Source organism: Microbacterium lacus, assembly GCF_044794305.1.
Lineage (GTDB): Bacteria > Actinomycetota > Actinomycetes > Actinomycetales > Microbacteriaceae > Microbacterium > Microbacterium lacus_B.
Map to the genome: position 1 here is coordinate 2,837,183 of NZ_CP084996.1, position 20,023 is coordinate 2,857,205.

A 20,023-nucleotide genomic window follows, 5' to 3' on the forward strand; every position below is an offset into this window, starting at 1 on the left:
CTACGGCGCGACGTAGACCTTGCGCAGGGTCTCGCGCACGGTCCAGACGGTGTGCATGCCCTCTTCGAGACGCACGATCGAACCCGCCCGCACCTCTATCGGCGGCAGCACGGGCTGCTCGAACTCGATGCGAGCAGACCCCGCGAGCACGACGAAGACCTCGTTGACTTCGACGTCGCGCGAGACTCCGGGGGTGTGTTCCCACACGCCGACAGTGCGGCCGGATGCTTCATCCAGGTCGACGTACCGGGTCATCGGCGTCCCCGAGACGACCTGATCGAGCGGCACCGGCTCGAACGCGACCGGGAGGTGTGCCGCATCCGCGGCGACACCCGAGGTGAGCCTGGTCACGAGTCGAACCCCAATCCCAGCGCGTCGAGGCTCTTCAGCAGGATGTTGCGGCGCCCGCGGTTGTGGTCGGCGCGATCGAGCGACCAGCGGGTCGCGTTGATGCCCAGCGCGGCCGCCGGCTCGGGCGGGAACGGCAGTGGGCGCTTGCGCACCATCTCGAGCTCGGTGCGCTCGGTCTTCTCGCCCGACAGCAGGTCGAGCATCACGTCGCCCGCGAAGCGCGTCGCCGCGACGCCGAGCCCGGTGAAACCGGCGGCGTAGGCAACGCGCCCCTGGCGGGCCGTGCCGAAGAACGCGCAGAACTGCGTCGACGTGTCGATCGCACCGGCCCAGCGGTGGGTGAAGCGCACCCCGTCGAGCTGCGGGAAGGTCGTGAAGAAGTGGCTCGCGAGCTTCTGCCACGACTCTGGGCGGTTTTCGTACCCCGCGCGCACCTGGCGGCCGTAGTGGTACACCGCGTCGTACCCGCCGAACAGGATGCGGTTGTCGGCGCTCAGGCGGAAGTAGTGGAACTGGTTGGCGAGATCGCTGAGGCCCTGGCGATCGGTCCATCCGATGCTGACCAGCTGCGCATCGCTCAGCGGCTCGGTCATGAGCACGTAGTCGTAGACCGGCACGGTCATCAGTCGGTTGCGCTTGAGCAACGACGGGAAGACGTTGGTGGCTAGCGCAACCTGCGATGTCGTCACAAAGGCGTCGGCGGTTCGGACGACAACCGAACTGGAGTCGTCGTCGATGCTGCGCACCGGTGAGCCTTCGAAGATCTCGACACCGGCCTCCTCGGCGGCGCGGGCGAGTCCTGCGGCGAGCTTTCCGGGGTGCACGAGGGCGTTGCTGTGCTGCTCGAAAACGGCGCCCAGAAACGTCGGTGAATGAATGGATGCCTGCACCTCAGCCCGGTTCATGCGCACGACGCCCTGCTCGCCGCGGGACGCAGCATCCGCCGCCCACTCGTCGAGCCATTCGAGCTGGTGGGGCTCGGTCGCGATCCCGAGGGCACCCACGCGCTCCCAATCGGCGTCGATGCCGTAGTGGGCGATGTCGTCGCCCATGCCGTCGAGGTTCGCCATTCCGAGCTCGTCGAGGTGGTCGATCTCGTTCGGCCAGCGCGAGAGTCCGTTGTCGCGGCCGTGGGTGAGGCTCGCTTCGCAGAATCCGCCGTTGCGGCCGGAGGCTGCCCACCCCACCGTGCGGGCTTCGATGACGATCACTCGGGCATCGGGGTCGCGCCGCTTGGCCTGCAGTGCGGTCCAGAGTCCGGTGTACCCCGCGCCGACGATGACGAGGTCGGCGGTGTGGGCTCCGGTGAGGGGAGCGCGGGCTGGCGAGGCGGGAAGGTCGTCGAGCCAGAACACGCTGTGGCGCGATTCGGCAAGGCTGGTGGTGAGGAGGGATGCCGACGGCCGATCCCGTTCGTAGACTGTGGTGCCCACGGATATCACCCTTTCTGGGGGTCAGGTCCTTCCATCCTCGCCCCGGGGGTGTGTGTTGAGCACGCGCGTGCTGTCGGGTTCCGGACACCTCTCAGGACGAGGTGTCCGGAACCCGGGCTCTTGCCTCTCAGATGAACAGAGCCCAGAGCCAACCCACGACCTTCTGGATGAGGGCGCGGATTCGGGGTGCCGGGGGCGCATCCCGCTCGGCCGTGACTGACCCGGTGAGAACGGTCACGGAGTCTTGCCCCTCGATGGTCGCGGTGACCGCCACGGACAGGTCGTGGCCCACGTCGCCGCCGCGCACCTTGTACGACGCCTCGGTGCCGGGGCGGCCGGGGATCGGCTTTCCCTCCCGCAACCACTGATACGTGATCGTCGCATCGGGGTGCGACCACTCGCCGGCGTTCACCGTGAGGGTCTCGCCCTGGAGCGGGTCGCCCGTGATCGACGGCGAGACCGTGTTCACGAGCGGGACCGTCACCTCGGGGTAGAGCTCGATCGCGGTCGGCTGGTCGATCTCGCTCAGACGTGCGCCGGTCGCTGCGGGCGCAGCATCCGTCAACTGCAACAGACCCTGCATGTCGACTGAACCGTCCGCGCCGATGCTGGGACGCACGCCGTCGGTGTCGAGCGAGACGAACCAGCCCGGCGCGACGGGTGAGTCGCCGCCGAGGTTCCAGATGTTCGACGGGTCGGTCAGCAGCGACGTGTCGCTCTGCTTGAGCGCCAACGTGTCGAGCAGCGGCGACTGCCACGACAACACACCCGTCGCGCGGTAGTTGGTGGATGCCGCGTTGGTTTCGAGCCGCACGCCGCGCTCGTTGCCGACCGAGGTGACGAGTTCGATGCGGACGTCAGGGCCCGAGTTGGAGGTCACACCCGTCGCGAGGTTGCCGTAGGTGATCGAGTTGCGCAACAGGTGGTCGCCCGGTATCGACTCGCCGCCGAGCTTGAACCCGTTGCCTTCGCCGGTGACGGACGGGTCGCTTTCGAGCCAGCCGTTGTCGTAGGCGACCGAGTCTTCGATCACCACTGTGCCGATCGGGCCTGACGTCGACTTGGCGTAGAGGTCCCAGCCGTCGTCGATGTTGTTGTGGGCGATGTTGTGCCGGAACACGTTGCCCTCACCGACGGCGAGCTTCGCGGCGAAGCCGTCCGCGTCGTTGCCTCCGACGTCGGCGTTGTTGTGCGCATACGACGAGACCACCAGGTTGTCGGTCGGCCAGAGGGCCGCCGGCTCGAACTCAGAGCCCGAGATCTGGATGCCGGTGTCACGGTTGTGATGCGACTCGACTCGCTCGACCACGTTGTGGTGGCCCTGGATGAGCATCGGCTTCTGCTTGTCGGCCGACCCGGTGATCTCGAGGTCGTACACGTGCCACCAATCGCCGCGCAGCACGAGACCACCATTCGGCGACTGCGACAGGTCGAGAACTGCGCGGGTTCCCGGCTCTGACATGAGCGTGATCGGTGCGCCTTCGGATCCGTTGCGGCCACGCTCGGCCACGATGTTGCGCTGCGGCGTGTAGACCCCCTCGCTCAGCACGATCTGCTGCCCGGCCTGAGCGAAAGCGACGGCCGTGTGGATGTCGAGCGGTGATGCCTTCGTCCCCTCACCCTCGGCAGTGCCGTCGGGCGCCACCCAGATCGACTCGCCCGGCGCTCCGAACGCGTCGACGGTGATCGTGAGCGGAACATCGACGGGCTCGGTGGACGCGATCTGCTCGCGCTCGTCGAGGTGGGGTTGCTCAGCTGAGGGCAACAGGCGCACCGTCAGGGCGTTCTCTCCGGGGTTCAGCGAGACGGGCACGAGCGTGCGGTCGCCGGGGGCGAGAGCGATGCCATCGACGATGACTGCGCCGGAGGCGTCCAGAATCTGACCGGTACCGAACATGTTCGACACCAGGGGGATGTCGAGGCTGGACTCGGGTGTCGTCGTCGTGACATCGACTGACAGCGCCGCCGCCACCGGAACCATCGGTGGCTCCTCGGCCGGAGCATCGTCGTCGGGGTGGATGGTCGTGAACTCCCAGTCGGTGACGGTCACCGCAATCTTGCGGGCGACGGCCATGCCGACGAAGAGCTTCTCGGAGTTCTGCTGCAGCAGCATCTCGGGGTCGTACTGGATGACCTCGAGCTCCTCTCCGTCGCGCGTCCAGATCGCGTGAAACCCGGTGTTCGACTTGCGCAGCGCCAGGTCGTACACGTCTCCGTCCGCGAACTTCGGGCCGGTGGCAACCTCAGGCCGCCAATCCCAGTCGAACGCGGTCGAGTCGCTGCTGTCACGCGCGCCGGCGGTGTTGTCGGTCGTCGCGCCGGTGTACCCCTGGACGAAGCGCGCGCCGGGGGTGCCGTCTTGCCACTCACCCGTTCCGGTGCCGTAGGCGTACCGGGTGATCAGGGCGCCCGCCGAGTTGAAGTACCGCGCGGCCGACTCCTCGGTGACGAGTTCGTCAACGGCGATCACACCGAAACCGGACTGGCTGTCCTTGGCGGAGGCGTCGTCCACGCGGAAAGACGCGCGCAGCGTGAAGTTCTCGGTGGCGGGATCGATCTCGGTGAAGTAGTACTGGAACCCGTCCTCAGAGGTCGCGAGCTTCGTCGTGCTCGCGCGGGCGTCGAAGGTGATCGAGTCGTCGGCGTTCTCGGTGACCGAGCCGCCCGAGCCTGCGTTCGACCCCACATCCGCGCTCTGCCAGCGTTCGACTTCCCCGGCGACAGCGACCTCGAACGGTGCGCTGGTCACGGTCTCGGTGCCGCGGTGGGCGACCACGCGCATCGCGTAGGTGCCGCCGGGCGTGAGCCCGGTGATGTCGGCCGTGGTGGCCGTCACATCGCTGAGAGCCGTGGTGAACTCGCCGCCAGCGGGGCTCGTCTCGACCGAATACGACTCGGCCTCAGTCGTCGCCGACCAGGTCAGCGTCACGGTCGCACCGCTCGGGGTCACGCCGCTGGTCAGCGCGCCGGTGATCGTGGGCGCCGTGAGGGGGAGCGAGAAGCCCACGGCATCGGCGCGTGGCGAGGTGCGGGGCGTCGCCTCGCCCGCCCGGGTCAGGCGCACCTCGACCTGGTAGTCGCCCGATCCCGGAGGCGTCAGAACCAGCGAGCCGGATGCCCCGTCCGTCGCGTCGAGGGTTTGATCGACGATCGAGCCCGAGCTGTCGAACAGTGTGGCGTAGACCACGTCGCCGCCGTCCGCGCCGAGCACACCCGAGTACTGAACGATGAGGTCTGTGGGATTGGTGGGGTCGACCGTGACGCCGTCGATGACGGGCGTCGCGACCTCGGCCCACGGCATCCGCTCCTCGTCGTCGAACGCGCCGAGTTGCGCGTAATAGACGTTCACGCCTGAGCTGGGGGAGGCCAGCCAATAGTCGCCCGGAACGGTGATGTCGATCGCCTCCGTGCTCACAGCCTGTGCCGCGCTGTCGGCGAGGGCGGGCACGCGGGCAATTTCACCCGCGGCGCCGAAGAGCGCGATGGCGCGATCGGCCGTGCCGCTGCCACTGCGGGCGTTCACGAACACCTGTGTGGGCACATCGTCTGCCGCGACCGTGAAGTGCAGCGAACGTGCGTCGGCGGTGCCTGACCCATTGAGCTTGATCCGCTGTGAGAAGGTCTCGCCGCGGTCAGAGACGCGGGTGTGCGCATCGACCGTGACCGACCTTCCGACTGCCGCGTGGATGCGGAAGTCCGTACCCGTCTCGGTCACCGCGACGTAATCACCGATCGCTATCGCGTCGGCGCTCAGCGCAGTAGTCGGGCCGACGGCCGTTGCCGCGGTGGCGCCGGTCAGTGTCAGGGCGGCAGCGGTGACCATCGCGAGCGCAATGCGCATCGTCTGGGTCTGCACAGACATAGTTCTCCTCATCGAGATGCAAGCCGTACGCACTGATGAGGAAGCGCTTTCTGGCGGGGGTGGTCATCACGGTAACCGCATTCCGGGGCAGGGTCAACCCCACGGAGCGGGGCCGACGTCGTCGTGCTCAGGCGTCGCCGGCAGCGTAGACCCGTTCGCCCTCGACGAAGGTCTGCAGGGTGCGGGTTGCCCCGATCCGATCGGCCGGGCCGTCGAACGGGTCACGGTCGAGGACAGCCAGGTCGGCGTACTTGCCCACCTCGATCGTGCCGGAGACGTCGTCCAGGTGATTCAGCCAGGCGGACCCGGCGGTGTACGCCGTGAGCGAGGTGGCGAGGTCGATCGCCTGTTCCGGCAGGAAGGCTTCGTAGTCGCCCTCTTCGAACCCGGGTGCCGCCGTGCGGTTCACGGCGGTGTGGATGGCTGCCATGGGATCGGGCGAAGACACCGACCAGTCACTGCCGGCGGCGAGCACAGCGCCCGCGCGCAGGAGGTCGCCGAACGGGTACTGCCACGCATCGCGCGGCGCGCCGAGGAACGGAAGGGTGAGATCGACCATTTGCGGCTCGAGCGTCGCCCACAGCGACTGCATGTTCGCCGCAACGTCGAGCTGGCGGAACCGCGCGATGTCGTCGGGGTGCACCACCTGGATGTGGGCAATGTGGTGCCGATTGTCACTGCGCCCGTTGCGCGCGATCGCGTGCTCGACGGCGTCGAGGCACTCGCGCACGGCCCGGTCGCCGATGGCGTGGAAGTGCACCTGGAAGCCTGCAGCATCCAGAATCGGCACCGCTTCGTTGAGCACCGCAGGGTCGACGAAAGAGATGCCGGAGTTATCGGTGAAGTGGCCATGCCCGTCGCAATACGGCTCGAGCATCGCAGCCGTGAAGTTCTCGGCGACGCCGTCTTGCATGACCTTGATGGATGTTGCGGCGAAGCGTCCGCCGCGAAACTGCTCCCGTCGCTCCACGAGCGAGGGAATCTGCTCCAAGCCGGCGTTGCGGTCCCACCAGATCGCGCCGACCACGCGAGCGGTCAGGGTGCCTTCCGCGGCGGCCCTGAGGTACGCGGGAGCGGGGTCGCCGGCATCGCCATACGAGCCCACGATGGCGTCCTGCCAGGCCGTGATGCCGAACGAGTGCAGGTACTTCTGGCCGACGAGCAGGGCTTCGGTCAAGCGTTCGAGGGGTTCTTCGGGAAGGTGGCGATTGACCAAGCCCATCGCGCCCTCGTGCAGCGTACCCGACGGATTGCCGTCGGCGTCGCGCTCGATGCGCCCGTCGGCGGGGTCGGGAGTGTGCCGGTCGATTCCGGCGAGCCGTAGGGCCGCCGAGTTCACCCACGCGCCGTGGCCATCGCGGTTGGGGAGGAACGCCGGGCGGTCGGGGACGACCGCATCCAGTGCCGAAGCCGTCGGTGTGCCGCCGGGAAACGCCGACATCTGCCAGCCGCCGCCGAGCACCCACTCGTCATCGGGGTGCGCGACCGCGAAAGCGCCGATGACATCGAGATACTCTGTCGCGTTCGAGTACGCCGCGAGGTCGCACCGCAGCATGTCGAGCCCACCCCACACCGGGTGCGCGTGGGCGTCTTGAAAGCCCGGCACCAGCATCCGTCCCGCAAGGTCAACGACTTCGGTCGAGGGTCCGACGAGATCGCGGACGTCATCGCCGCCGACAGCGACGATGACACCGCCCTTCACCGCGACTGTGCGCGCCCGCGAGCGAACGGTATTCGCGGTGAAGACGGGGCCGCCGGTGAAGACGAGATCGGCGTAGGTCATTTCTTCCTCCGGGCTGGCGGGTGCCATTTGTTTGCGGACGGATGCCGAATGCCGGAGATCTACCGGATGCAGCCCCCGTTTCGGGTCAAGGTCTGCATGATCGGACGATCTCCGGCATTCGGAGATTCGGGCGATCGGTGGGGCTAGCCGCCGGTCATCGTGCGGGCGATCTGGGTCGCAGAGTCGCCCGCACGCTTGAGTACGAGCGCCACCAACGCAAGCGCCACCAAGGTCAGCAGCAGCATGATCGTCGATACCGCGGCGATCTCCGGCCGAAGGCCCGACCGCACCGCACTCAGCACGTACACCGGCCACGGGGTGGTGCCCGAGACCTGCACGAAGGCCGCGACGATGGTGTTGTCGAGGCTGAGGGTGAATGCCAGCAAGAACCCGGCGAGCACCGCGGGCATGGCGAGCGCGAGCGTGATGCGCCGGAAGGTCGTCACAGGCTTTGCATACAGATCGCTCGAGGCCTCTTCGAGGTTGGCGTCCATACCGATCAGTCGCGCGCGCACGATGTACGAGACGACCGCAGTTGCGAACAGCGACGAGCCGACCGACAAGCGCACGATGCCGTCGTTGAACATCGCCAGGCCGACGTCTTGACCGAGCCACACGAAGAAGGGCAGCAGTGCGACGGCATCGACGATCTCGGGGGTGACCGAGACCAGCAGCAGCAGTCCCAGGAACCACCACACCCACTTGCCCGGGTAGCGTGCCATCGCGATGCCGGCGAGGGTGCCGAGGGCGGTGGCGATGGTCGCCGAGATGAATGCCGTGATCACCGAGACGCGCACGGCGTTCTGGATCGCGGGCTTCTCGAGGATCGCCAAGAACCCCTCGAAGCCGAAGCCGTTCCACGACACGAGAAGCCGTCCGGTGTTGAACGAGTAGATGACGATCACGATGATCGGTGCGAACAGGAAGAGCATGACGAGCACGCCCCACACCCCGAACGCGATGTCTGACCATGAGCGGGGTGCGCGGCGCACGCGAGTGGATGACTCGGCCCGTGCGATCGTTTCGGTCACCGTCTGAGTCATACCGACACCTCCTGGCGGGCGCTGGTCGCAGCATCCGTCGCATCCTCTGCCACGGGACCCAGAACGAGACGGTTCGCCGAGCGGAAGGGCAGGGCGATCAACCAGATGATGAGCGCCGCCACCGCGATCGTGAGGGTGATCACGATCATCAGCAGAACGGCCATCGCCGAGCCCAGCGCCCAGTTCTGCGCCGTCTGGAATTGGCTGGCAACGAGTTGACCGATCATGTTGCCTCGTGCACCACCCAGAACGGTCGCGGTGATGTAGTCGCCCATGAGGGGGATGAACACAAGCAGCACACCCGCGATGACACCCGGCTGCGAGAGCGGCAACGTCACGCGGAAGAACGTCGAGATCTTTCCGGCACCGAGATCTTTGGATGCCTCACGCAGCGTCGGGCCCACGCGATCGAAAGCGACGAACAACGGCAGGATCATCAGCGGGAGGTAGTTGTAGACCACACCGATCACGACGGCCGTGCGGGTGTAGAGCAGTTCGAGCGGGCCGTCGATTATTCCGACGGCCTGCAACAGCCCCGACATCCATCCCTCAGGAGAGAGGATCACCTGCCACCCGATCGTGCGCACGAGAAAATTCGTCCAGAACGGCACAAGAACGAGTGCGATCAGGATGCCTCGGCGCGAGGGCCGCACTTTGAAGGCCATCCAGTACGCCACCGGAGCACCGATCAAGAAGCACAGGATCGTGCCTGTGATGCCGACGCCCAGTGTGTTCTGGAATGTCGCGAAGAACGTCGGCGACAGGGCTTCGATGTACCTGTCGAAAGACAGGATGTCGTTCGCGTGGGTGCCGAAGATGCCCGGCTTGTAGCCGAAGCTGAACCACACCACCATCGCCACGGGGGCGATGAAGAAGACTGCCAGCCACGCCCACGCGGGGACCGCGAGGAACCCGCCGGCAGAGCGGTTACGCACCAGCGGCGGCCTTCATCTCGTTCCAGATCTCGACGCGGACGGTCTGCGAGTCGTTGAGCTCCTGCTCCTTCATCGTGTCGAGCTGCGAGGGGGTGAAGAAGATCAGGTCGGTAAGCGGGATGCCGGCGTCCACTGCCGCCTGCTCCATGTCTTTTCCGCCGACGTTGTAGCCGATGTAGTCGAGGTTCAGCGCCAGGTTCTCGGGCGTCATCGAGAAGTTGATGAACGCGTGTGCGGCCTCAGGGTTCGGCGCGCCCTCGGCGATTGCCCAGTTGTCCATCCATAGTTCGGTGATCGGGCCGGGGAGTACCCACTGCCAGCGCTCGGGTTCACTGGTTTCCATCAGCCCGAGTCGTGCGTCACCGTTCCACGCCTGCATGAGCACTTGCGTGCCCTGCGGGATGGCGTTGGTGCCCGGATAGGAGTCAAAGGCGGAGATGTGCGGAGCGATCTCGTCGACGAGGAACGCGCGGCACGCGTCGAGTTCGGCGGGGTCTTCGGTGTTCCAGTCCATGTCGTTGGCCCAGAAGTACGCGCCGATGATGCCGGCCGGGTCATCCGACATCGACGTTTTGCCGCTGGCCTCGTTCTGCGCCGCGTCGAAGAAGTCCGCCCAGGTGGCGAGCTCGCGGGTGATGACGGTCTTGTCGTAGACGAATCCGGTCGTGCCCCAGGCCTTGCACACGGAGTAGTCATTGGAGGGGTCCCAGGCGCGGCCCAGGTACGCGGGGTCCATGTTGGCGAGGTTGGGGAGAAGGTCTTTGTTGAACTTCGTCAGCAGCCCGTTCTCGATCATCTGAGGCACGAAGACACCGGTCGGCACGACAATGTCGAAGCCGGAGGTCCCCTGAGCCGCGACCAGCTTGGCGATGAGCTCTTCATTGGACGAGTACGAGTCGAGCGTCACCGTGGGGCCGAGCTCGGAAGTGAAGGCCGAGACGACATCGGGGGAGTCGTAGTCACCCCAGGTGTAGATCGAGAGGCTGCTCTCGAGCTCGCCGCCGGTCGCCTGCGGTGCGGGCGAGCCGCTCCCGCCAGGCGAGCAGGCTGCGAGGACAGCGGTACCACCGGCGAGGGCGGCGAAGCCGAGGAAGCGGCGTCGGGAGAGCTCGCGAGCGATCATGGGGATCGATTCCTGCGGAGCAAGGATCTTCAGCGGAGGGCGGGATTCGGGCATCGGGTTCTCCTGGTTCGGGTGGGAGACGGTGGCGTGCTGTGGAAAGGGATCGATCTACAAAGTCGGCGGGGCGATGTAGCCGCCCGCTTCCGCGGAGTCATCGTGCGGGAAGAGCAGAACGTGCTCGGGCCTCCACGTGCAGATGACCGAGTCACCGATCTTCACCGACGGAGCATCGGGCGTCGGGCGGCGAACAATGAGGCTCTGGTCGTGGCCGAGGTTCACGAGGTACTGCATCGTGTCGCCGAGGTGCGAGACGCCGATCAATTCGCCGCGGACGGCGTTGACCTCTACACCTGTCGATGTCCCCTGGTTCGGTGCCGCCTCGAGCTTCATGTTCTCGGGCCGGACGGCCGCTTCGCCCTGGGCGGCACCTGCCAGCACGGGCGATGCCGCGAGCACCACGGCGTGCGGTGAGGTGACGGCCGCGCCGCCCTCGCTGACGTCGCCGGTGAAGAAGTTCTGCTGACCGACGAAGGCCGCAACGTAGGCCGAGGCGGGCCGCCCGTAGACGGTGTCGGCGTCGGCGAGCTGCTCGATACGGCCCGCCCGCATGATCGCGATCCGGTCGCTCATCGACAGGGCCTCGCCCTGGTCGTGGGTGACGAAGACGAACGTGATGCCCAGGCGCGACTGCAGAAGCTTCAGCTCAAGCTGCATCTCTTCGCGCAGCTGACGGTCCAGAGCGCCGAGCGGCTCGTCCAGGAGCAGCACCGAGGGGCGATTGACGAGTGCCCGCGCGAGCGCGATGCGCTGCTGCTGGCCACCCGAGAGCTGGGTCGGCTTGCGGTCGGCGAACCGGCGCATCTGCACCATGTCGAGGGCAGACTCGACACGCTCGCGGACCTCGGCCTTCGGCGTCCGGCGCTGCTGCATGCCGTACGCGACGTTCTCGGCGATCGACAGGTGCGGAAAGAGTGCGTAGGCCTGGAAGACCGTGTTGACATCACGCTTGTAAGGCGGTGCGGCGAGCACTGACTTGCCCGAGACACGGATGTCACCGGCATCCGGATGCTCGAAACCGGCGATCATGCGCAGCGTCGTCGTCTTGCCGCAACCAGAGGGGCCGAGCAGCGAGATGAACTCGCCGGGGTGGATCGTCAGCGACAGATTGTCGACGGCGGTCTGATCGCCGTAGCGCTTGGTTACTCCGTCGATCACCACTTCGCCGCGGTCAGCGGGCGTTCCGTTCGCAGCACCGGGATTCGCCTGCGCGTCGATAGCCGTGGTCACCTCGGAAGGCCTCCTGAGTCGCTGCCGCGCGCCAGTGCGCGGCCTTGTGGGATGTAGCGGGTAGTTCATTACACCGCATGGATCTACGCAATCGTCCGTCGGACGAACCGGACGATCCGCGCCACGGATCTGGGGTGCCTGACAGATCGTCCGGAGTTGTGTAACGGGCAGACTACTTTGCGGTTTCAGACGCGCATCGGGGTGCGACTATTGCTGGCAGGTCGGGCACCAGAAAACGATCCGCTCCTCGGTGGCGTGCGCGCCCAGCTCGGTGCGCCGAATCTCGGTTCCGCACCGGCGACAGGGCTTGCCCTCACGCCGGTAGACCCAAGTGCTACGGCCGGGGCGCTCGTCGCCGGTGAACGTCCGGCCTCTGCGGTCGCGGTTGGCGCGAATCATACGGGCGCCCAGGTCGACGATGCCGGCAGCATCCGTCTGCATCGCACGAGTCGTAGGCAGGATGCCTCGGACGAACAGTATCTCGTTTGCGTACTCGTTCCCCCACCCGGCGACGTTGCGTTGATCGAGCATCGCCACGTGAATGGCCCGCTCGTCATTCTGGAGACGCCGTGCGGCCTCGAGTGGATCCCAGTCGTCCGCGAGTGGATCGGGTCCGAGGTGTCCGACCAGCGTGTCTTCGGCCGCGGTAGGGATCAGCGCGATGTCGGCGAGGTCGAAGCCCACGGTGTCGTAGCGGTCGCTACCGATGATCGCCCGCGCCTGGAATGCCGGGCGCTTCCACCGGCCGCCGCGGTCGTAGACATCCCATCGCCCCTCCATCTTGAGGTGGGTGTGCAGGGTGTGATCGCCGATGCGATGCAGGAGGTGCTTGCCTCGCGGAACGACCTCACGGACGATCTGTCCGCGCAGGTCGGCGGTCGCAAGCTGGGGTACCCGCAGGTCGAATCGGATCACCTCGGCGCCCGCGAGTGCCTCGTTCAGTCGCCGGGCCGCGCGAAAGACGGTGTCGCCCTCAGGCACACGGCGTCCTGTCATTCGAACCGCGCAGGAAGGTCACCGTCCGATTATGCGCCCGGATTCCGGCGCGGGTTTCAGTCCCACACCGGATAGTTCTCGTAGGTGTCGGTGGTTGTCAGGCGCTGGATGCCGGAACCATCGGCGTTCATCACGAAGAGTTCCTCTCCGCCGCCCATCCCGCCGACGGCCCCCGCGAACAGGACTCGGGTTCCGTCGGGCGAGTAGTCAGGTTTGAACGGGTGCAGAGTGGCGTCCGTCGCGAGTAACCGCGCGGGCGTGCCTCCGGAGGCCGGGACCGTCCAGATGCCGTTCGTCGCGAGGTCGAGGGCGGGTCGACTCTCGACGTTGTAGATGACGGTCGAGCCGTCAGGCGACCATCGCGGATGCTCAACGAGCAAGGAGAACGGGGTCAGAACCCGCACGCCGGTCCCGTCGGCGCCGACGACGGCCACCGCCGTGGCTCCCGAGGTCGGATCGACCCGCACGAACACGATCTCAGCACCGTCCGGCGAGAACTCTGCTTCGTAGTCGAACCCTGCCTCGGCGGTGTCGATCAGCGGCTGCGGGTCGGAACCGTCGGCGCGCATCGTCCACAGCGTCGTCGTGAAGCCGGGCTCGTCCTCGGTCACCAAGGCGCGATCGAAGACGATCGTCGCACCGTCCGGCGCGTAGTCGGGCGCCTCGTTGTAGGCGAACTCGTCGCCCCGCGTCAGTTGTGTGAACCCTGACCCGTCCGGTCGGATTGTGGCTACGTGATCGATCCCGCTCTCGTCGAAATAGTCGAAGAGCAGGTGCGTACGGTCAGGACTCCAGTCCGGAAAATAGCCCGACTGATTGCCGACCGGGCGAAGCTCAGTGCCGTCGATGTTGCTCGTCCACAGCATGAAGTCCTCGGTGAGCGGATTATCCGCGCGCGCGAAGGCGATCCTCTCGGGCCCGGCCGTGGTGTCGGCGAGAGTCGCTTCGGGATGCGCGACTGCCGACTCGCCGGTCGGCGATGCCGCAGGTGTCGGTGTGCCCGCACACGCAATCAAAGACAGCGCGGACACCGCGAGCAGAACGGTGCCGATTCGCTTGTGCGATGTCATGACCGATGCACCTCGTTTCGACGCTCCTGATTCCAGCATCCTCTTCTCGAGGTGCGGTGTCACGATGTCGTACTGAAGACACTGGTGGTCCGGGAGGCAGTGTGGGCCAGGTCGCTACTGCGCTCTCAGAGCGTCGCCGGCTGTCAGCCGCCGCAGGGTCAGGCCCTTGGGCGACTCGACGAAGCCGGCATCGCGCAGGGCGCGCCCGACGGGTGTGCCGTAGACGAACTCGCCGTTGACCTGCTCGATCGTGAGGGTCGCGAGCTGCCGCGCACGGGCGGTGGTGACCAAGTCGCGTGCGGCGGAGGCGAGGGTGGTGTCCTCTGCGGTGAAGGCGAGAGCCGACTTTCCGCCTCGCTCGAGGTACAACGAAAGGTCACCGTCGACGAGCACGACGACCGCGCCGGCCTTGCGCCCCGGTCGGTGCGACACACCTTCGAGTGCCGGCCACGCCAGCGCCGCCCCGTACGGATTGGCCGGATCAGTAGCGGCAAGCGTGACCGCGCGCAGCGGCGGCGGGTCGGCGAGGCTCGCGAAGCTGCGGAGGCGATCGACGGTGGCGGATGCTGCGAACTGCGCCGCGCCGAGCTTCTCGATCACGTACCCGCGTCGGCAGTGCCCGGCCTCTTCGAACCCGGCGAGGATGCGATAGACCTGGGCGAATCCGCCGGGAACGCCCTCGGCCTGCACCGAGCCTCGGGTGACGACCCCGTAGCGGTCCAGGAGCAGGCTCGCCGCCGCGGTCGCGCGCAGGGCGGGATCGACCTCGGCCTCGGGGAGGAGCGACCATCGGCCGCCGATCGCCGGCGGGCGTGGCGGGACGGATGCGGCGACTGTCCGCACCGCGGAGCCTCGGTAGAGACGGGCCCGAGGGGCTTTGCGCGCCACCCGATGGGTCTGCTTTCCTCCGCCGGTGAGCGTGCGCACCGGCGCGAAGGTGTCGTTCGTGACTCGGCCCGACCAGGTCAGAGACCAGAGGGCATCGATCACCGACTGCTCGCTCGCTGCCCCGGTGAGCTGCCGCAACTGGGCGGCGAAGTAGGCTCCGCCCGACGCGAGGGCGTGCACGATCTGGTCTTCGAGCGAGCCGGGGGCGATGTCGTCTTCGGGGGGCGCGAGGGTAAGGGGTGCAGCATCCGTCGGGTGCAAAGCGATCCAGCCGTCTCTCCCCGGCAGCGAGCCATGGCCTGACCAGCTCACCTCGCCGGTTGCGGTGAGTTCGTCGAGCATCGCAGGGCGGTAGTCGCTCACGCGTGCGGGCAGGATGAGCGATTCCCAGGCGCTCGCCGGGATCGGCACTCCGGCGAGTTGTTCGACGACCGCGGCGACGCCGTCCAAGCCCTCGAGCGGACGAGTCACGTGCTGCCAGACCGGAAGGAACCGGGCGTAGGCATCGGGCGGCACAGGTTCGACGCTGCCGCGGATCGCCGCGAGCGACCGCATCCGCAGGCGACGCAGCACCTCTGTGTCACACCACTCGGTGTCTTCACCCGAGACCGCCGACGACTCAGGAAGGAAGTAGCCGCTCGACAGACGCCCCTGCGACTCGAGCCGCTGCAAAGTGAGGCGGGCGACCGCGACGCCCAGGCCGAGGCGGGTGGCGACGGCATCCGTCGTGAAGGGCGCATGCGTGCGTGCGTAACGCGCGATGAGGTCGCCGAGCGGATCGGCGAGCGGTTCGACGAACGCGGTCGGGATGCCGACGGGCAATGCCGCACCGAGCGCATCGCGCAGGCGGCCGGAGTCTTCGATGGCGGCGAAGCTCGGGTGCCCTGCGATCGTGACCGGGATCGCGCGACGGGTGGTCGCGAGCTCTGCCAGCAGGGTCGCGGCGTGCTCGACCGACGCTGGCTCGGTATCGGTCTCGGGGTTCTGAAGTCGCTCGGCGACCTCTTCGGCGCTCAACGGGCCGAGCAGTCTGAGCAGGTCGGCGACGCCCTCGACTCCGCGTACGCGGCGTTCGGGGTCAGTGCGTTGCACCTCTCGTTCGAACTGGGCGATCACCTCGGGGTCGAGCAGTTCGCGCAGTTCGATCTTGCCGAGCAGTTCGTGGAGCAGCGCAGGGTCGACCGACAGTGCGGCGGCGCGACGTTCGGCGAGTGGCGAGTCACCTTCGTACATGAACGCGCCGACGTACCCGAAGAGCAGGTCGCGCGCATACGGAGAAGGTTGCGAGGGTTCGGTTTCGATCAGGCGGATGCGTCGATCGCCGATGCTCCGCGCAATGCGCAGGAGCGACGGCAGGTCGTAGACGTCCTGCAGAACTTCGCGCAGGGTCTCGAGGATGATCGGGAACGTGGGGTAGCGCCGGGCGACCTCCAGCAGCTGCGCCGATCGCTGCCGCTGCTGCCACAGCGGGCTGCGCTTGCCCGGGTCGCGGCGGGGGAGCAGCAGTGCCCGAGCCGCGCACTCTCTAAACCGTGAGGCGAACAGCGCTGAACCGCCCACCTCGGACGTGACGATCTGCTCGAGTTCATCGGCATCGAACACGAAGAGGTCTGCGCCCGGCGGCTCGGCCGTAGCATCCGGAACCCGCGCGATGATGCCGTCATCGCTCGCGACCGCCGAGCCCTCTACTCCGAGGCGCTCACGGATGCGGGCGTTCACCGCCAGAGCCCACGGCGCGTGCACCTTCATGCCGTACGGGGAATGCAGGATGATGCGCCAGTCGCCGACCTCGTCGCGGCCACGCTCGACCGTGAGGTTCTTGTCGCTGGGCAGCGTGCCGGTGGCCTCGCGCTGCTCGGCGAGGTAGGCGAGAAGGTTACCCTGGGCCTGCGCGTCGAGTCCGGCTTCGGTGAGTCGGTCCTGAGCCTTCTCGGGGGTCGCGGCCGAAAGTTCGCGTGAGAACTTTCCGAGTGCCTCGCCGAGTTCGGCCGGTCGTCCGATGCCGTCACCGTGCCAGAACGGCACTTTGCCGGGCTGCCCGAACGCCGGCACGACGTTGACGCGGTCGTGGGTGATCTCGACGATCCGCCAGCTCGTCGTGCCGAGGGTGAAGACATCGCTCACGCGCGACTCGTAGACCATCTCTTCGTCGAGTTCGCCGACGCGCGCGTTCTGGCTCTCACCCGCGATGAAGACACCGAACAGCCCACGGTCGGGGATCGTCCCGCCGCTCGTGACCGCGATGCGCTGTGAACCGGGGCGCCCGGTGAGTGTGCCGTGATCGCGGTCCCACACCAGTCGCGGGCGAAGCTCGGCGAACTCGTCGGACGGGAACCGCCCCGCGAGCAGGTCGAGGGTCGCCTCGTACGCCGAACGCGGGAGCGACCGGAACGGCGCCGAGCGCTTGAGCGTGTCGAACCAGCCCTCGACGTCGATAGGGCCGAGCGCGCAGGCCGCGACCGTCTGCTGGGCGAGGATGTCGAGCGGATTCTGCGGCACCGCGATCGACTCGATCTGACCTGCCAGCATCCGCTCGGTCACGATCGCGGTGTGCAGGACGTCGGCGCGATGCTTCGGGAAGAGCGCCGCACGGCTGACCTCGCCGACCTGGTGGCCCGCGCGTCCGATTCTTTGCAGGCCGGATGCCGCGGACGGCGGTGCTTCGACCTGAATGACGAGATCGACCGCACCCATGTCGATGCCCAGCTCGAGGCTGCTCGTTGCGACGACGCAGCGCAGCACGCCCGATTTGAGTTCTTCTTCGACGAGCGCGCGCTGCTCTTTCGAGACCGACCCGTGGTGGGCTTTGGCGAGAACCGGATCGGCTCCGGCCGTTGCGCCGGCTTGGGCCATCGTGACCGCAGGGATCAGCGGGTCGGGCAGTTCGATTCCGAGCCGCTCGCTGTAGATCTCGTTGAGCCGGCCGGTCAGCCGTTCGCCGAGTCGGCGCGAGTTGACGAAGACGATCGTGGATCGGTGCTGAAGGATGCGATCGACGATCGCCTCTTCGACGTGCGGCCAGACCGACCCGGTCATCTCGGTGTACTCGGCCCGGTCGCCGGGGCCGCGGGCGCCGGACGTGCCCGATCCGTCGCCGAACCAGTCCTCGTCGATCACCTCGTCGATCACGTCACCCGCGCGCACGGGCTCGGTCTCTTCTCGCTGTTCGGGCGGTGACACGTAGCTGCTCGGCTTCGGCGGCGGGTTGAGCATGTCATCGACCGGGACGACGACCTTGAGGTCGAACGCCTTCGTGGCCTTCGGTGCGACGATCTCGACGGGGGCGGCTCCACCCAGGAACCGCGCGACTTCGTCGATCGGCCGGACGGTCGCCGACAGGCCGATCCGCTGCGCAGGTTTGCCGAGCAAGGCATCGAGCCGCTCGAGACTCACGGCGAGGTGGGCACCGCGTTTCGTGGCGGCGACCGCGTGGACCTCGTCGACGATGACGGTGTGCACGCCCTTGAGCGTCTCGCCTGCGGCGCTCGTGAGCATCAGGTACAACGACTCGGGGGTGGTGATCAGAATGTCTGGCGGGTCACTCACGAGCTTGCGACGGTCGCTCGAGGTCGTATCCCCCGAGCGCACTCCGACCGTCACCTCGGGCAGGGTGATCCCGAGCCGCCTGGCCGATTGGCCGATGCCGACGAGCGGCGAGCGCAGGTTGCGCTCGACGTCGACACCGAGTGCCTTGAGCGGCGAGATGTACAGGATGCGCGTGCGCGGCGGCTTTTCAGAGACCGGTACCCTCTTGCCTTTCGGGGGCGCAGGGGGCGCGGCATCCGCATCGTGAAAGACGCGGTCGATGGCCCAGAGAAACGCCGACAGCGTCTTGCCCGAACCGGTCGGGGCGACCACGAGTGCGTGCTTGCCCGCCGAGATCGCGTCCCACGCGCCCGACTGGGCGTTCGTCGGTGCGGCGAAGGCGCTGCGGAACCAGTCCTGCGTGGCAGGACCGAACCGCGCGAGCACATCGGCCATCTCTCCATCTTTGCCGTGATCACCGACATCGTGGGCGGCGGAGGGTCTCTTGCGCTGACAGCAGCGGAGTGGGGCAGCAAGTCCGGAACATCGTTGCGAGATCGTTTCGGACCGCGGCGGATGCAGAGTCCCGACGGTTCTACCGTTGATGAAGCCCGCCCCCTCGGAGAAGAAGAGCGTCGATGCCTCGCGTACGCCCCACAGTGATCACGCTCGTTCTCCTTTTCGCCGGTATGCTCACTGCCTGCTCGGGACAGACTGCGCCAGCGGAGACGTCGGCACAGGTTTCGACCCCGACACCCACCTCCGCGCCGACTCACACGCCGAGTGTGCGCGTCGTGGGCGGTGGCGAAAAACCACCGGTCGTATTCGGTGGTGATTGCGCAGCCGCGCTTGACGGCGAGGTGATTGCTGCGGCGACCGGAATCTCGGACGCCGTCGTCTCGCAGCGGGACGTGCGGTGGACACGATCGGTCAACAACCTGGGTGGGCTGACCTGCGAGTGGAGCGCCGATGGCGCGAGCGGAAGAGTCACGATCATTCCTCAGCATGCTTTGGGAGATGCCGAGCTTTCCGCGGAATCTCACCGCGCGAGCTTCGAAGAGTGCGGTTGGACATGCGCCTGGTTGTGGGAATCGAAAGGCCTATGGATCTCGGGATGGGAGAGTGACCTCGGCGAGAAGGGTCGCGAAGAGGCCGACCGTCGTGGAGAACTGATCGGGGACGCGATCGCTTCACGCGTGAACCCGGACGACATTGAGTGGACCCGCGACACGGCACTCTGGGCACCGAAGCAGGACTGCACTGCCCTGGCTGCGGACATCGGAGAGAGACTCGGCGGCACGCTCGAAGGAGAAGTGGCGGGCTACCACGACCCACCCGGACCGGCCACGAACATCGCCGACCTCGCGGCCGGTCGCACGTGGTGTTTGCTCTCGGTCAGCACAGAGGCGGTTGCGATGGTGATCCTCCACTCCGGACTCGCATGGGACGTGCCGTGGGCGCAGGACGGTGAACTCTTCGACCTCGGCGTTGCGGGAATCACTGCTTACGACGTGGGGCGCGGCCAGGGCTACCTCGGCGGCACCAACGTCGAAATGTCGGATGGCACGAACTCGATCCTCGTCGAGGTCGCCGACGCTGCGCCATGGGACAGCACTCAGGTCGTTACCGCCGTGGCTGAATACGTGCAGTCCGGGCTGATCTGACCGGCGGGGCGATCTCGTCGTGTAGATCGCGCTCGAATCCACGCACTCGTGCCCGAAACCACA

The 20,023-nt window shown here is 67.3% G+C and carries 12 protein-coding genes; 1 reads left to right on the top strand and 11 read right to left on the bottom strand.

Annotated elements, in window-relative coordinates:
• The 11 genes from LG299_RS13480 to LG299_RS13530 form a co-directional block, all read right to left on the bottom strand.
• Complete coding sequence (locus LG299_RS13480) at positions 1-351, bottom strand: cupin domain-containing protein (protein WP_404431074.1); 351 nt, start codon at positions 349-351, stop codon at positions 1-3.
• Positions 348-1,784: an NAD(P)/FAD-dependent oxidoreductase gene (locus tag LG299_RS13485; protein ID WP_404431076.1), complete on the bottom strand. Its 1,437-nt coding sequence runs from the start codon at positions 1,782-1,784 to the stop codon at positions 348-350. The genes LG299_RS13480 and LG299_RS13485 overlap by 4 nt, the downstream gene beginning before the upstream one ends.
• A gap of 127 nt (positions 1,785-1,911) precedes the next feature.
• Positions 1,912-5,646 (bottom strand): right-handed parallel beta-helix repeat-containing protein, encoded by a 3,735-nt coding sequence (locus tag LG299_RS13490; RefSeq protein ID WP_404431078.1) that lies wholly within the window; start codon positions 5,644-5,646, stop codon positions 1,912-1,914.
• 127 nt (positions 5,647-5,773) lie between these two features.
• A complete protein-coding gene (locus LG299_RS13495) occupies positions 5,774-7,429 on the bottom strand; it encodes an amidohydrolase (RefSeq protein WP_404431080.1) in 1,656 nt (551 codons plus the stop codon).
• Between the two features lie 143 nt (positions 7,430-7,572).
• Positions 7,573-8,460, bottom strand: a complete 888-nt coding sequence (locus tag LG299_RS13500; protein ID WP_404431082.1) for an ABC transporter permease — start codon at positions 8,458-8,460, stop codon at positions 7,573-7,575.
• Between the two features lie 8 nt (positions 8,461-8,468).
• A complete protein-coding gene (locus tag LG299_RS13505) occupies positions 8,469-9,407 on the bottom strand; it encodes an ABC transporter permease (RefSeq protein WP_404431084.1) in 939 nt (312 codons plus the stop codon).
• Entirely contained in the window at positions 9,400-10,584 is a 1,185-nt protein-coding gene (locus tag LG299_RS13510; protein WP_404431086.1) for an extracellular solute-binding protein, read from the bottom strand. Before LG299_RS13510 ends, LG299_RS13505 begins: the two co-directional genes overlap by 8 nt.
• Positions 10,585-10,638: 54 nt before the next feature.
• Positions 10,639-11,817 (bottom strand): ABC transporter ATP-binding protein, encoded by a 1,179-nt coding sequence (locus LG299_RS13515; protein WP_404431088.1) that lies wholly within the window; start codon positions 11,815-11,817, stop codon positions 10,639-10,641.
• 207 nt (positions 11,818-12,024) lie between these two features.
• The gene (locus tag LG299_RS13520; RefSeq protein ID WP_404431090.1) at positions 12,025-12,798 is read right to left on the bottom strand and encodes a DNA-formamidopyrimidine glycosylase family protein; all 774 of its coding nucleotides are present in this window, start codon (positions 12,796-12,798) and stop codon (positions 12,025-12,027) included.
• Positions 12,799-12,869: 71 nt separating this feature from the next.
• The gene (locus LG299_RS13525) at positions 12,870-13,883 is read right to left on the bottom strand and encodes a TolB family protein (RefSeq protein ID WP_404431092.1); all 1,014 of its coding nucleotides are present in this window, start codon (positions 13,881-13,883) and stop codon (positions 12,870-12,872) included.
• A gap of 114 nt (positions 13,884-13,997) precedes the next feature.
• Positions 13,998-18,752: a DNA glycosylase AlkZ-like family protein gene (locus LG299_RS13530; RefSeq protein WP_404431094.1), complete on the bottom strand. Its 4,755-nt coding sequence runs from the start codon at positions 18,750-18,752 to the stop codon at positions 13,998-14,000.
• A gap of 182 nt (positions 18,753-18,934) precedes the next feature.
• On the opposite strand from LG299_RS13530, the gene LG299_RS13535 reads away from it, so the two are divergent.
• Positions 18,935-19,960 carry a hypothetical protein gene (locus tag LG299_RS13535; RefSeq protein ID WP_404431096.1) on the top strand — a complete coding sequence of 342 codons (1,026 nt, stop codon included), beginning with the start codon at positions 18,935-18,937 and terminating at the stop codon, positions 19,958-19,960.
• Positions 19,961-20,023 lie beyond the last annotated feature (63 nt).

Bases quoted from the DNA above. Each gene is read 5' to 3' on its own strand.
- LG299_RS13510 (WP_404431086.1), bottom strand. From the start codon at position 10,584: ATGCCCGAATCCCGCCCTCCGCTGAAGATCCTTGCTCCGCAGGAATCG.
- LG299_RS13535 (WP_404431096.1), top strand. From the start codon at position 18,935: ATGCCTCGCGTACGCCCCACAGTGATCACGCTCGTTCTCCTTTTCGCC.
- LG299_RS13525 (WP_404431092.1), bottom strand. From the start codon at position 13,883: ATGACATCGCACAAGCGAATCGGCACCGTTCTGCTCGCGGTGTCCGCG.
- LG299_RS13495 (WP_404431080.1), bottom strand. From the start codon at position 7,429: ATGACCTACGCCGATCTCGTCTTCACCGGCGGCCCCGTCTTCACCGCG.
- LG299_RS13530 (WP_404431094.1), bottom strand. From the start codon at position 18,752: ATGGCCGATGTGCTCGCGCGGTTCGGTCCTGCCACGCAGGACTGGTTC.
- LG299_RS13490 (WP_404431078.1), bottom strand. From the start codon at position 5,646: ATGTCTGTGCAGACCCAGACGATGCGCATTGCGCTCGCGATGGTCACC.